The sequence below is a fragment of the Halalkalibaculum sp. DA384 genome (genome assembly GCF_043951955.1).
GTDB lineage: Bacteria > Bacteroidota > Rhodothermia > Balneolales > Balneolaceae > JAMQKA01.
Genome location: NZ_JBINJE010000029.1, coordinates 1 through 14,538 on the forward strand (window position 1 = coordinate 1; position 14,538 = coordinate 14,538).

A 14,538-nucleotide genomic window follows, 5' to 3' on the forward strand; every position below is an offset into this window, starting at 1 on the left:
GACGTACGTTGGTACGTTGAGCAGGTGATTTGTCCTTCAACGCAGCTGAAAGGCCCATTTCGCAGCCTGTTACAGACTGTAATGATGATTTGGCAGTAAAAATGGAATAAGTTATGGTCATCCATGAAGTTACATGATTTTATCCAAAATACGCGTGAGAAATCCGGGCTAGTGTAGTTATCGGTTAATTAGCGTAGTAATTATTAGCTCGTCATTATTCTGCATTTACAACCTTATGCTGCATGTTATCTGTGAAAATCTGTGGCTAATTACTTTACTAATATTAATTTTAGTGGTAGTGACGCCCGCTGGTATTGTTTTAAAGGACCTTAGCAGAGCCTGCTATTTTGTTGGGAGGTGGTTGTATCCCGACCTTGTTGATCTTGTAAACGGGAGTACAACTCCCTCAGAACGAGAATTTGAGGGTTTTGCAAAGTCCTCTTTAAGATTGTACTCACCTGAAAATGTTAACCCACCGCAGCCGTTTCCGCCTTATCCGCCGTTGCTTCTTTCAGTGCTTTCAGAAATTCGGCAGCCGCTTTGATATCCGGAATCTCATGGATCACAAAGCGCACCCGTTCATCTTTCTGAATCACCTTGAAGCGGTCCTCGGAATATTCCTGCAGGGCCTTAAGCAGCGGTTGAAATTTTGTGCCGTAAAACTCTTCCCCAAGCTCGGAACGGTTTTTCGGACATTTCAGCCACATGCGGTCGGCGCGAACCGTCACTTTGGTGATGAAGTTATGCGAGGCGAAAAGCTTGATCCTGGCCCCTGTAATCAGGTGCTGCCCCTCGCTTGGTATCGGGCCAAACCGGTCGCGCACCTCCTCCTCCCAATCGTCGATCTCCTCTTCCGTGGTGGCCTGCGCCAGTTTTCGGTATAGATTGAGGCGTTCAATGTTGTCGGAAACATATCGGCCGGGCAGGAGGGCGGCAACGTCAAATTCAACAGTGGTTTCGGGCAGATCGGTTTCAACTTCCACGTCCTCAAACACATCGCTGAACTCTTCCTTCTTGAGCTCCTTGATGGCGTCATTGAGAATTTTGTGGTATAGATCAAACCCGACGTCGTTGATGAACCCGCTTTGTTCCGCTCCCAGGATATCCCCGGCCCCGCGAATGTCGAGGTCGCGCATCGCCAGGCTGAAGCCGGAACCCAGGTCTGAAAACTCTTCGAGGGCCAGCAGCCGTTTACGAGCTTCGTTGGTCAGCGTTTCGACGGGTGGGGTGATCAGGTAGCAGAACGCCTTGCGGTTGGAGCGCCCCACGCGACCGCGCAGCTGATGCAGTTCCGCCATGCCGAAATGATCGGCCCGGTTGATAATCATGGTATTGGCGTTGGAGATATCGATGCCGTTTTCCACGATGTTGGTTGAGACCAGCACATCAAATTTATGGTTGTAAAAATCGGCAATTATCTTCTCCAGTTTCTTGGAACTCATCTGTCCGTGTGCAAAACGTACGCGCACATCGGGCACCAGCTGGCGGACCATAGATGCCACTTCTTCAATATTTTTCACCCGGTTGTGGATGAAAAATACCTGTCCGCCGCGCGCCATCTCCTGCCGGATGGCATCGCTGATAAGGTCTTTGTCAAAACTGTGAATTTCCGTACGAACCGGCTGGCGGTTGGGGGGCGGGGTATTGATAATGCTGAGGTCACGGGCCCCCATCAGCGAAAATTGGAGTGTTCGCGGGATCGGGGTGGCCGTAAGCGTGAGTACATCCACCGTGGCGCGGTACTCCTTGAGCTTTTCCTTGGCCGAGACCCCGAAGCGCTGCTCCTCGTCCACAATCAACAGGCCCAGGTCGTTGAACTTGATATCTTTCGAGGTAAGCCGGTGGGTGCCGATGATGATGTCCACCTTGCCCTCTTCGAGTTTTTTGATTGTCTCTTTCTGCTCTTTGGAGGATCGGAAACGGGAAATCATGTCGACATTGACGGGAAAATGTTTCATCCGCTCCCTGAACGTATTGTAGTGCTGTTCGGCAAGGATTGTGGTCGGTACCAGTACCGCAACCTGTTTGTGATCATTGACCGCCTTGAAGGCCGCTCGCAGCGCTACTTCCGTTTTGCCAAAGCCGACATCCCCGCAGACGAGGCGGTCCATCGGCGTATCGGACTCCATATCCTGCTTTACAGCCCTGATCGCCTCCATCTGGTCGGGCGTTTCCTCGAACTCGAAGCGCGCTTCCAGCTCGGTCTGCCACGAGGTGTCTGCCGAAAATTCAAACCCGTCCTTCGATTTTCGTTCGGCATACAGCTTGATCAGGTCACGCGCGATATCCTTGACTTTTTTCTTTGTCTGCGCTTTTTTGCGCGCCCATTTGGCGGAGCCGATTTTTGAGATGCGGGGCTGTGTTCCCTCCTTGCCTGAATACTTCTGAACCTTGTGCAGGCTCGATACATTCACGTACAGCACCGAATCTTCCTGGTATTTAAGGACGACCGACTCCTGCTCCACCCCCTTGACTTTAATTTTCCTGAATCCGGCAAATTTACCGATCCCGTAGTCTACATGCACCACATAATCGCCAATACTCAGGTCCCGCAGCTCCTTGAAAGAGATTCCGCCGTGATAGCGCCGTTTCTTTGTTTTGGGCCGATGGTAGCGGTTAAAGATCTGGTGGTCAGTGTAAACGGCTGTTTTTTGGTCTCTGAGGACAAATCCCTGGTGCAGGGTGTTCACAGCAAGGGTGTAGCGGTAGGTATCCGTCGGCTCGTCGAGAAGCTCCGCAAAACGGTCGCGCTGACCCTCATTGTCGCACAGGATATACGTTTGGCAGCCCTCGTTGCTGAGTTCCCGTATATTCTCTTTGAGCAACTTGATACTGCCGTTGAATTCCGGTTGCGGCTCTGCAGGCAGGCGGAAGGTCCAGTCGAACTGCTCGCTGGTGGAAAACCCCCCGAAATGAACGGCCGCCTTATCCCGAATTTGAGCTTCAAACTCCCCGATGGAGATAAAGGCTTCGTGCGGGGGAGGGGATTCCCCGGGCTCCTCGAGATCCTTGTATGCCTCCTCTGCCTTGTGGAAACGTTTTTCAATATCGGATTTTACCAGGCTTTGGTTGAAAAAGACAAAAAGGGTTTCATCGTCAAAATAGGTCAGCAGGCTCTCTTTTTCCCCGGTACTCAGATTTGTGGCATCCGGCACGATGCGCACACTGTTCAGGTAGGAGATGGAGCGCTGTGTATCGGTATCAAACTGGCGGATGGACTCGACCTCATCCCCGAAAAACTCCAGACGCACCGGGTATTCCCCGGAATAGGGGAAGATATCCAGGATTCCGCCCCGGGAGGCAAATTCGCCGGGTTCGTCCACAAATTTCACATTCTTGTATTCCTGGTCCACCAGCTCCTCCTTCAGTTTCTCAAAATCCACCTGATCTCCCTTGTCAATAGAGATGGAGGATGTTGAGAATGTCTCAGGTGCCGCAATTTTTTCAAAAAGCGCGCGCGACGATGTTACGGTGACAAATTGTTCGGAGGCTTGGATGCGCTCCAGTGCCTCCGACCGCTGAACCATCAGGCCGCTGTCAATGATCTGCTGCTGATCGTACGGCTTGTGATTGGTGGGAGGGAACAGCAGGGGATTTTCGGTGGCCAGTTCCTCCAGGTCCGACTTGAGAAACTGGGCCGATTCAAATTCAGCAGATATGGCCACTATTTTCTTATACTCCCTGGACAGCAGATGAACCATCAGCGAGGAGGTGGATCCTACAAAATGGTCCAGGTAGATCGCGTTGCGTTGATTGAGCTGCTCCCGGAGTTGGTCCCACGGGATCGTCTTTTTAACCGTATCAGTAATGTTCTTTAAAACCATGAGCGAAATGTATTAGAAATAGAACCCAGCCAAAATAACGGTTCCTCTGCAAACAGGCCATTTTAACGCAATATTATTTGTCACCATTTCTAAAATAGTTGTGGAATTAATTACGTTATACTAAATCAATATATTTCAGGCAGATCTGCATAAAAATGCAATAATATTTGTAGTTATATGTAATTTGTTTTTATATGCAATATATGCCTTCGCGATAGATCATTCGCTATTTACTACTAAAGTTGACGTGCTATGTGGGGAAGAGGCTTCATACTGTTTCTCATGCTCCTCTCATTGTTGTGCAGTCCTGTACCGGCGCAAACCGTTGAGGACTTCACTGTGGCACTGGAACAGGGAGAAAAAGCGGTAGAGAATGGAGATCCTGAAAAAGCACTGGAGTTGTGGAGCACGGAGGCGGAACGTGCACCAGAGGGGATAACTGATCCCCGGATCGGCATTTCCTACATTGAACTGGTGACCGCCCTGCAAAAAAACGAGCTTTATGAACAAGCGGTAGATATTTACTACTGGGGACTCGAGAATCCGTCTGACCCGGTATTTGAGGAGGTGTTGTCAGCTGAAATCAAACGCCTGCAGCCCATTGCCAAGCGCAGCCAGTACAGGGCATGGAGAGGCCTGCTGAAAGATAAACAATTCACGGAACTGGGCCAGGAGCTGCTCCATTTTTGGAAACTGACGGATCCCACCATCACAACCCGGTACAATGAGCGGCTCGTAGAGCACTGGAAGCGGATAGCCTACGGGCGGGAGCAGTTTACGCGGAATGATGTTTCTGCCTACGATGCGGATGAGCGTGCGGAAATATATGTCAAATATGGTTCGCCCGACCTTGTCCGCGACGGGATGATCCATTTCAGCTCCGGGCTTGTCCAGTCGTGGATACAGCAGGCATTTGATATCAGGATGACGGACCTTGGTCCGCTGCCCAGTGGAACCGATTCGGTATCGAGAGCGATGGCCCAGCAAATCATGGCTGCTCGTATCATGCAAAAGCAGCAACAGATTATGAATTATGAGCGGCAGGTTCGGTTTGCTCACAACTATCCCCGTTATGAAATTTGGGTCTACAGGGATATCCTCGATAATAATTTTACTCCCCTCATTTTTATTTTCGGAAATGACGGGAACACCGGGCAGTTCAGCCTGTTGAGCTCGGTCGAGGAGATGATGCCCAACTCCGCATTTCGGAGCTCGGGGACCCAGATGAAGGTGCCCCCGTCCTTTTTCCTGCAGCTGATGTATTATCAAAACCTGGTTACCATCGACAACTATTTTGAACGCGCCTACCAGAAGCTGGAGTCCCGCCTGTACAATTTACAGGGGGTCAACCAGTGGGATTCGCGCCAGCTTTATTACCAAAACCGGAGTACTCTCACGCATGCACAGATGAGGGCGCCCGAGGAGCGTTCCACACTGGACAGGGAGTTCCCGTCTATCGACCTGGATGTACACCAGTACCGCCTGCTCAATGAGCAAAATGAGCCCTTTCTGGCCACCTACGTGTTGAGCAACCCGTACCGGGCGTACCTGTACGACCAGCTGCGGGAAGATGACTTTAGCCTGTCATCTTACATGCTGGCGGGATCGGTATTGGGCGTGGATAAAAGCAACCAGATCGCCTTTCAGCAGGCTACCGATAACCAGCCCCTGAAAGGATTAGACGGTTTCCGCGGCAATATTGACCGGGTACAGCCGGAGATCACCTATTTTGAAGTTCCGAACAAAGAGACGATAAACACCCAGCGTTTTTCCATCGAGCTGCGGCACAAAAATAAAGACAGCATGCGGGTCAGCGAAAATGTGTTTAAAGAGAATATTCGCGCCATCGGTAACGTATCTGTGGAACAGAAAGAGCCGATATTGATAACTAACGGGGAACTTCAAATGGGAGATCTCATTGTCGGGGTCAGAGAGAATGCCATGGATGAAAAACTGCCGTTTGGATTCCGGGTGGAACCGGACGCGACTATTGACCAGGGAGAGAACCTGATCGTACATTTTGAAGTGTACAATCTTGAAGGTGAGCCGACCAGCCCGAAGCCGTTTCAAATCGAATATGTAGCCGTGGAAAAAATGGGATTGCTAAAGCGTATTTTTACAAAAAGAGACAAGGTGAGGTTGTCGCTTAATTTCGAGTCTCGGGGCCCGCACTTCAGGGAAAATCTCGAAATTGATACTTCCCCGTTTGAAGCCGGGGACTACAAACTTGAACTTACGGCAACCGAACCCGGCAGTGGACGCGAAGTGGAGCGGTCGATTGAGTTTACCATTGAAGCCCCTGAAGATGGGGAGGAGGGTTAAGCCAGTTCAGTCCTGAAAAACACCTTTTCGCACAACAGTCCGAGTATCAGGAGTGCTAAGGCGGGGATTAGAAAGCGCAGGTACAGGTCTTGGTAATCGGTGTAGATAAGTTCTTCAACTTCAGTCTTTTCCAGTTCATCAATGCGGTCATAGATATCCTGGAGACGTTCAGTATTGGTGGCGCGAAAGTATTCGCCCTCCGTCATATTGGCGATCTCGGTCAGCATCTCCTCATCAATATCGACCTTCACATTTTGGTAGCGGGTCCCGAAAACCGGGTCTTGTACGGGGTAGGGGGCCGTACCGCGCGTTCCAGCCCCTATGGTATAGATTTTAATGCCATAGGTTACAGCCAGATCGGCTGCCGTGACGGGATCAATTTCGCCGGAATTGTTCTGCCCGTCAGTCAGCAGGATGATAACTTTGCTTTCGGCCTGGCTCTCCTTCAGGCGATTGACCGCCGTGGCGATACCCATGCCGATTGCGGTTCCATCTTCCACTATCCCCATCTGTACATCATCGAGCAGGCGCTTGAGCAGATCGTAGTCGAGGGTGGGAGGCACCACTGTAAAACTTTTTCGAGCAAAGGCCACAAGCCCGATCCGGTCTGAGACCCGCTTGTCGATAAAGTCGCTTGCTACATTTCGAGCCGCTTCAAAACGATTTGGTTTCAGATCTTCGGCCTTCATGGAGGTGGAGATATCCAGCACCAGCACAATGTCGATCCCTTCAGCATTTCGTTCTACGGTCGTATTTTGGAGCTGGGGACGCGCCAGGGCCATGACAATCAGCGCGAAAGCGATCCACTGGAGGGCCGGTGCGATCCATATCCCGTAGCTGCGCCAGTTGCCCGGCAGGTCTTTCAGGCCCGAAACATCGGAAAAGGTGATACTGGGCTGGCGTTTTTTAAGTCGCCTCCATACCTGGATCCCGATTAGCAGGGGGATCAGCGTCAACAGCCAGAACCATTCGGGATTTGCCCAACTCATGCGTTATGCAGCTCTTTTGTTTCGGATTCTTCTTCATACTTTCGGCGCTGTTCCTCTATTTCAGACTGGTGCTGGCGACGCATCTGCTCGATCCGGGGGGCGTCATTTTTTCGCGCAACCTCTACAAAATCCTGGGCAATAGACAGTGATATCCTGGTTTGCTCCTCGGAGGGTTTAAACTTGGCAAATTTCACCATGTCCGCCTGGCGAAGCACTTTGCGGGTTTGGGTGATCATCCGTTCGTCGACCATCCGCTTTTCCAGTTCCAGGATAATTTCCCGGCTGGTGGACTCAAGCGCCGGAATATGGTACAGGGTTTCAAAATAGGTGCGGATGGCATCCCCGAGGTTGATATAAAACTGCTTGACATCCTCTTCCTCCTCAAATGAAAAGCTGCGCAGTTGTTTCAGGGAGTTTTCCAGCTGAACCAGCGGGTCCACAAACGGGGCGGGAGAAAAATCGGCATGCGGCTCGGCTTCCGGCTCGGCGGACTTCTGCTGGTACAGCCGGTATAGGTACCAACTCAGCAATGCCAGAAGAATAGCTCCGAGAATATAGGCCCACCAGGCACGGGCGAAGTCGAAGATCGGTTTCAAGGGGCGGAACTCCTCATTTTCGGACTGCAGGACGGAGCTAAAATACACTGGAACCGGGTTGGTTCGGACGGTGGTGGTATCGGTGCCGGAGACCAACCTGATCGGAAGGGCGGGGATGCGGGTGTCGGCCGTACCGAAATACTGCACGCGGTAGACCAGGCTGTCCTTGAAGTTGGTTTCCCTGTAATGTTGCCGGGAACGGATCTCAAACATCTCCCCGAAATGGGTGGAGTCCGGGAAGAGAATGCTGTCGTACTCCCGGTTTTTGCGAAGCGTTATGTTGTAGGTAAAGGTGTCTCCGACCCTGAGAGAGTCTACCGTCACATATTCGGTTACATCCTGCGCCTGTGCGGTGGGGTTCTCCGCGAAAGCTACCAGAAGCAGCAGAAGAAGGGGTGTTGTACTCCAGGTTGACCAGGTTGAGAATGTAGATTTCGTCATCTAAAAAAGGTTGCCTGCACTTGCTACTTACGTGAAATATTGTTGGATCTATGCTGAAACACCAAATTTGTTTGCCTGAAAGTATGGAAATTGTAAACCAAAAACAGGAATACTGTGATGCGTTCCCAGTCCCTCGATCAGTAGCGCTGCATTCGCCGGTGAAAGAAGTTCATCAGGGGCTGAATGTAGGAACGGTTGGTTTGCAGATCGATTGTGTCGATTTTTAATCGGCGAAACTTGTCTTTTAGTGCGAGCTTTTCCTTGATCTTTTTCTTGCGAAATGCCTGGCGCACTTTCTTGCTGGAGGTGTCTATGAGTACTTCATCCCCGGTTTCAGCATCCCTGAGGGGAACAATACCCAGGTCAGGCAGCTCTTCCTCCAGATCATCATTGATCATGATATTGACAAGATCGTGCTTGCGGCTGGTGATCTTGATCTGTTTTTCAAAATTGCGATCCTGGAAGTCGCTTGCCAGCACCACGATGGACCTGCGATTCAACAGCCGGTTGACATAGGAGAGGGCTTCGCTCAGGTCGGTGCCGGTGCCTTCCGGTTCAGTCGTATAGAGTTCCCGGATCAGCCGAAGCACGTGCAGGCGGCCTTTTTTGGGGGGCACAACTTTCTCAATAACATCGCTGAAAAGCACAATCCCCACCTTGTCATTATTTTTAATGGCGCTGAAGGCCAGTACCGCACAGATCTCAATAGCCAGGTCCATCTTCCGCTGGTCGTGGCTGCCGAACAGACCGCTCGGCGATATGTCCACGCAAAGCATCAGGGTCTGCTCGCGCTCTTCTTCGAAAAGCTTGATAAACGGGTCGCCGGTACGCGCCGTTACATTCCAGTCGATCTGCCGGATGTCATCCCCGTAGGTGTAGGCGCGGACTTCGGAAAATTCCATTCCCCGACCCTTGAATACCGACTGGTATTCACCGCCAAAAATATTGTTCACCATACCCTTGGTACGGATCTCCAGCTTGCGGATTTTTTTGAGTATCTCTTTTGAAATCATGAAACAGAAAGTGGGAGTGTTGACATTTCACAGACCCTAAGAAAAGGAATTTACAGAGAAGTTAAAATGAAAATACACGAATTGATCCGGCAGAGAGGACCTGTATTTAACAATTCGTTAACATTTCGGTAACGGTTTGTTCAGATCTGTTTGTTCTATTGTTGTCCAGTGATTTTCAGGCTAATTAATTTGATCGGCACGTTATGATCATCGGCAGTGAATTCAGTGACAAAAGCAAGCTTCTGCTCGAACGAATTGGGCAGGTTGCAGGAGGCGAATCGGGAAAAAAACTGTCTGTCCAAAAAATAAACGAAGAGTTGGAGCTGGATCGCACTGAAATAAAAAACTTCCTGGAATACCTGCAGGAGCTTGGCTACGTGGATATTGTGACAATTGGCGGACCGTTGCTGTATGGTCATATTAAAATAACCGAGAAAGGCCTCAAAAAGTGTGCTTCTTTCCGTGAATAAGGTCCCCTTTTTGGGATTATGTATTTCCGGTTCTGAGGAGCGGGAGGAGGCTTCTTTTTTGTGAAAAAATACCTACCTTGCGCAAAAATTGAAGCAAAAATGCGGGGTCAGCTATGAGAATCGGAGTACCGAAGGAGATTAAAACGCATGAAAACCGGGTGGCCCTCCTGCCCGGCGGGGTTAAGCAGTTTGTACAACAGGGACATCAGGTGTTGATCCAGAAAGATGCTGGTACGGCGAGCGGATTTCCCGATGGACGGTATGCTGCAGAAGGGGCCCGGATTATCGATGATCCGGACGAGCTATGGGACCGCTCGGAGATGATCATGAAGGTAAAAGAGCCGATTGAAGAGGAGTATTCCCGAATGAGGAGCGGACAGGTTATCTTCACCTATTTCCATTTTGCCGCAAGCCGGCCGCTGACCGAGGCGGTGGTGGATTCCGGGGCGGTTGCCATCGCATACGAGACAGTGGAGAAACCGGATGGTTCGCTGCCGCTGCTTATCCCGATGAGTGAAGTGGCCGGGCGAATGGCGGCACAGGAGGGAGCCAAATACCTGGAGAAGCCGCTCGGGGGACGGGGGGTGCTGCTGGGCGGTATTCCCGGGGTTCCCCCGGCTAAAACGCTGGTTCTGGGAGGAGGCATTGTGGGCGTCAATGCCGCTAAAGTTACCGCCGGCATGGGGTCCAGCACCACCATCATGGATATTAATATTTCAAAACTGCGATACCTCGATGATGTAATGCCCCGTAATGTCTCCACCATGTTTTCTTCCGAAGTTAATATACGGCGCATGCTGCCCGATGTGGACCTGGTGATCGGTGCGGTATTAAAAACGGGCGCGAAGGCCCCTCACTTGATTACCCGGCAGATGCTTGAGATGATGGAGTCCGGTTCCGTGCTGGTGGATGTGGCTATCGACCAGGGGGGCTGTTTTGAAACTTCAAAACCCACAACCCATGATGCTCCAACGTTTGTGGTGAATGATGTGCTTCACTATTGCGTGGCGAACATGCCGGGGGCGGTTCCCCACACGTCAACCCTGGGGCTGACCAACGCAACACTCCCATATGCCTTAGCCCTGGCGAACAAGGGGTGGAAGCAGGCGGCCCGTGAGGATCCCGGCCTTCAAAAGGGAGTTAATATCGTGGAAGGGGATATTGTCTACGAAAATGTGGCTGATGCTTTTGGTGCGGACCATACTCCAATTGAGAGCCATCTCGCATGATGGCCGGTAAGTATGAATTTCGAAGGATAAAATATTAACAGGTTATAATACCAGAATTCAATCGGTAGAATTTCTGCCTGACGAGGGGCCGGTGAAAAAAATCAACCTGCTCTCCAGGCCTTGAATGCAGCGGCTGCGGGGGGGCATTCACCCGCTTGATCTTTTGATTCTCGTTGAATCAAGCCAAAAGGAACACCTCTTCTGTAAAAAGACTCTTTTTTTTGCATTCGGACATTCGAAACCCCAGGCTGTATCCCGTAAATCAGGGTATTAAATTGGCAAAATATTGAGATTGGCCAATTAACGGTGTTGCAACATCCTCTTACACAATGCTATAAAGTTATATTGCAATTATTTATTGATTTTTGAGTTTAAAAATATAAATCATCGTTGATAAGATGTGTATAAGTATTTTTGTTTAGCTACAGGTTGCACATTATATTTTTTCAAACTTCCTCTTTAATACATTAGTTAGAAATTCTACATGGGCAAAGTTATTTCCATAGCCAACCAGAAAGGTGGAGTTGGGAAAACGACGACCGCTATAAACCTGGCTGCAAGCCTCGCGGCGATAGAACACCCGACCCTCATTTTGGATATCGATCCCCAAAGTAATACGACCAGCGGCCTGGGAATCGATACCAAGACAGTCACACAATCTATTTATGAAGTAATGGTTGGAGGACAGGAGGCCACCGAAGCGGTACTTGAGACCGACCTCCCGTTTTTGGATCTGCTGCCTTCCCATATAAATCTCGTGGGAGCTGAAATTGAGATGATCGACCGCAATGAACGGGAGCGAATCCTTGAAAAGGCGATCGTGGAGCTGCGCGAGAAATATGATTTTATTATTATCGACTGCCCGCCCTCGCTGGGATTGCTGACCATAAATTCGCTCACGGCTTCAGATTCAGTTATTATACCGGTCCAGTGTGAATATTTTGCGCTCGAGGGGCTTGGCCAGCTGCTGAACACCATTAAAATTGTTCGGCAGCATCTCAATACTGAACTGGAGATCGAAGGGGTCTTGCTCACGATGTACGATACCCGCACGCGGCTGTCGGACCAGGTAGCCGAGGAGGTGCGAAAGTATTTCGAAGACCGCGTTTTTGAGGCCGTCATTGCCCGCAATGTGCGGCTGGCTGAAGCCCCCAGTTTTGGGAAGCCCGCGCTGCTTTACGATTCCACGAGCAAGGGGGCGAAAAATTACCTGGCGCTGGCCCGTGAAATTATCCACCGCAACAAGAGTATGTTTGAGAACAGCCCGGTGTTCGCTAATTAGATCAGCAGTTACAGGACAATACCGTTATGGCATCTAAAAAAGTTTTGGGACGAGGACTAGGAGCATTTTTCCCCGATTACAAAGAGGAGGGGGAAGAACCAGAAAATACGGGAGGAACGGAGTCATCTTCGGGCACGGTTGTAGAGCCAGAAAAGCGGGTCAATATTGTGCTGCATATCCCCGTGGGAGATATCCGCCCCAATCCGCATCAGCCGCGCAAGGAGTTTAAGGACGAAAGCCTGGAGGAGCTGGCCCAGTCTATTAAAAAACACGGGCTTATCCAGCCTATTACGGTCCGTTACATCGGGGACAAGCGGTTTGAGCTGATCAGCGGAGAACGCCGCCTGCGGGCCTCAAAACTGGCGGGACTCGATGAGATTCCCTCATACATACGCGAGGTCAATGACGAGGATATCATCTCGTATGCACTGATTGAGAATATCCAGCGGGAAGATCTGAATCCCATCGAAATTGCCATGGGGTACGAGCGGCTTATCGAGGAGTGTGACTACACCCAGGCCGAGGTAGCTGAAAAAGTGGGTAAAAACCGCACGACCATCACCAATATGCTCCGGCTGTTAAACCTGCCGCCCTTTATACAGGCCGCCCTGCGGGATGGCAGCATCTCGATGGGCCACGCCCGGGCGCTGATTAATATTGAGGATCCCGATGTGCAGGAAGAGATTTTTGAGAAGGCGGTAGAACATGACTATTCGGTCCGGCAAATTGAAAAAGCGGTCCGGCAGATCGGCAAAAAGCAAAAGAAGAGATCAACTGACAAACAGGAGGATGAAAACCGCGCCTTCTTCAACGAAATATCCAACCGGCTCAGACGTAAGTTTAGTACTAAAGTAAATATAAAACCCAAAAAGGATGGCGGAGAAATTCGCATCGAATATTATACAGACGAAGATCTGGACCGGCTTCTCGAGCTATTCGAATCTATTTAGCGTCCTGCTGTTCTGTTTCTTTCTTTCGCTTTTTGCGGTGGTTCCGGCTACAGCTCAGCCGGCGGAAAATATTGGGCACGCTGATCACCTGCAGCGACAAACGGCGGAGGCCTTTCTGTCTCCCCGGTCGCAATATGCTATTAAAGGCTTCGGCCCCGTGCAGCCAGACACAACCGCCAATACTGACGACGAATCTACTTCCCGGTATCCCGAACCCAAAAGCGTGCTCATGAAGTCGCTGATGATACCGGGCTGGGGACAGCTGGTTAACAAACAGGCGTGGAAAATACCGCTTGTGTACGGGCTTATTGGCGGGGTGGTGGGGTACAATATCTACCTGACCCACAGGTACTGGGATTACCGGGCTGCCTATTACAATGCTAACAACGATGATATGAGGTTTGGTCCAACGCCCGACTATATTCCCCCGAATACGAACGAAGAACAGCTGCGCAATACCAGGAACCGGTTACGGAACCGGAGAGATTTGACCTATCTTGGCATTGTACTGGCCTACGGGCTTAATGCGCTCGATGCCTACGTTTATGCGCACATGCGCTCGTTTGACGTGTCGGAGGACCTGAGCCTGAAAACCGATCTTAAACCTGCGCTCATAGCAGATTCCTCTCCCGGAATAACACTTTCGGTTCAGCTGTTTAATCATACCAAATAGAGTAGATTTTTATGAAAAAGGATAGTAATACAAATGATGCCCCCAAAAACGCCCGGTTAGTCCCGGAACAATTCGAACAGGAGCGGGATACCGACTTGTGGAGCATTTTCAAAATTATGGGGGAATTTGTCGATGGATATGACAAACTGTTCCGTATCGGGCCCTGTGTTTCCATTTTCGGATCGGCGCGCACCAAACCGGGCAGCACCTATTACCAGCAGGCCGTGGAGGCCGCCCGCGAGATGACTAAAAAGGGGTTTGGGGTAATAACCGGCGGCGGACCGGGAATCATGGAGGCGGCAAACAAAGGTGCCAGGGAACAGCAGGCAAAATCGGTAGGCCTCGGTATTGACCTGCCTTTTGAACAGGGGGTAAACGAGTTTGTGGATCCCGATTATACGATTATGTTCCATTACTTTTTTGCCCGTAAAGTGATGTTTGTGAAATACGCACAGGGCTTTATCGTCTTTCCCGGGGGATTCGGAACGCTGGATGAATTTTTTGAGGCGATGACGCTGATTCAAACGAATAAAATAACGCAGTTTCCCGTCGTACTTATCGGCACGGAATACTGGGGAGGACTGGTTGACTGGATTAAAAACAAGATGGTGAAGGAGGGAACGATTTCACCGGAGGATATCAATCTTTTTCACCTGACGGATGACCACCTGGAGGCGGTGGATATTATCTGTTCATTCTATCAAAAACATTCCGTCAGTCCCAATTTTTAGCGAATCAAAATCCCTGGC

The 14,538-nt window shown here is 50.4% G+C and carries 11 protein-coding genes; 7 read left to right on the top strand and 4 right to left on the bottom strand.

What is annotated here, in order from left to right:
• Positions 1 to 467: 467 nt before the first annotated feature.
• A complete protein-coding gene (gene mfd, locus ACG2E4_RS14425; protein WP_395276967.1) occupies positions 468 to 3,824 on the bottom strand; it encodes a transcription-repair coupling factor in 3,357 nt (1,118 codons plus the stop codon).
• 339 nt (positions 3,825 to 4,163) lie between these two features.
• Here mfd and ACG2E4_RS14430 point away from each other — a divergent pair, with 339 nt between their 5' ends.
• Positions 4,164 to 6,146, top strand: a complete 1,983-nt coding sequence (locus tag ACG2E4_RS14430) for a GWxTD domain-containing protein (protein WP_395261512.1) — start codon at positions 4,164 to 4,166, stop codon at positions 6,144 to 6,146.
• Here ACG2E4_RS14430 and ACG2E4_RS14435 read toward each other — a convergent pair.
• From ACG2E4_RS14435 to ACG2E4_RS14445, 3 genes are all read right to left on the bottom strand, one after another.
• Positions 6,143 to 7,135, bottom strand: a complete 993-nt coding sequence (locus ACG2E4_RS14435; protein ID WP_395261513.1) for a VWA domain-containing protein — start codon at positions 7,133 to 7,135, stop codon at positions 6,143 to 6,145. The two genes, ACG2E4_RS14430 and ACG2E4_RS14435, sit on opposite strands and share 4 nt — an antisense overlap.
• Positions 7,132 to 8,172, bottom strand: a complete 1,041-nt coding sequence (locus tag ACG2E4_RS14440; protein WP_395276968.1) for a hypothetical protein — start codon at positions 8,170 to 8,172, stop codon at positions 7,132 to 7,134. The genes ACG2E4_RS14435 and ACG2E4_RS14440 overlap by 4 nt, the downstream gene beginning before the upstream one ends.
• Before the next feature lie 137 nt (positions 8,173 to 8,309).
• Complete coding sequence (locus tag ACG2E4_RS14445) at positions 8,310 to 9,185, bottom strand: DUF58 domain-containing protein (RefSeq protein WP_395261515.1); 876 nt, start codon at positions 9,183 to 9,185, stop codon at positions 8,310 to 8,312.
• 203 nt (positions 9,186 to 9,388) lie between these two features.
• Between ACG2E4_RS14445 and ACG2E4_RS14450 the strand changes: the two genes are divergently transcribed.
• From ACG2E4_RS14450 to ACG2E4_RS14475, 6 genes are all read left to right on the top strand, one after another.
• Positions 9,389 to 9,655: a hypothetical protein gene (locus tag ACG2E4_RS14450; RefSeq protein WP_395276969.1), complete on the top strand. Its 267-nt coding sequence runs from the start codon at positions 9,389 to 9,391 to the stop codon at positions 9,653 to 9,655.
• A gap of 113 nt (positions 9,656 to 9,768) precedes the next feature.
• A complete protein-coding gene (ald, locus tag ACG2E4_RS14455) occupies positions 9,769 to 10,884 on the top strand; it encodes an alanine dehydrogenase (RefSeq protein ID WP_395276970.1) in 1,116 nt (371 codons plus the stop codon).
• Between the two features lie 484 nt (positions 10,885 to 11,368).
• Positions 11,369 to 12,166: a ParA family protein gene (locus ACG2E4_RS14460; RefSeq protein WP_395261518.1), complete on the top strand. Its 798-nt coding sequence runs from the start codon at positions 11,369 to 11,371 to the stop codon at positions 12,164 to 12,166.
• 26 nt (positions 12,167 to 12,192) lie between these two features.
• Positions 12,193 to 13,116 (top strand): ParB/RepB/Spo0J family partition protein, encoded by a 924-nt coding sequence (locus ACG2E4_RS14465; protein WP_395261519.1) that lies wholly within the window; start codon positions 12,193 to 12,195, stop codon positions 13,114 to 13,116.
• Positions 13,040 to 13,789 (top strand): DUF5683 domain-containing protein, encoded by a 750-nt coding sequence (locus ACG2E4_RS14470; protein ID WP_395276971.1) that lies wholly within the window; start codon positions 13,040 to 13,042, stop codon positions 13,787 to 13,789. Before ACG2E4_RS14465 ends, ACG2E4_RS14470 begins: the two co-directional genes overlap by 77 nt.
• Before the next feature lie 11 nt (positions 13,790 to 13,800).
• Positions 13,801 to 14,520 carry a TIGR00730 family Rossman fold protein gene (locus ACG2E4_RS14475; protein ID WP_395276972.1) on the top strand — a complete coding sequence of 240 codons (720 nt, stop codon included), beginning with the start codon at positions 13,801 to 13,803 and terminating at the stop codon, positions 14,518 to 14,520.
• Positions 14,521 to 14,538 lie beyond the last annotated feature (18 nt).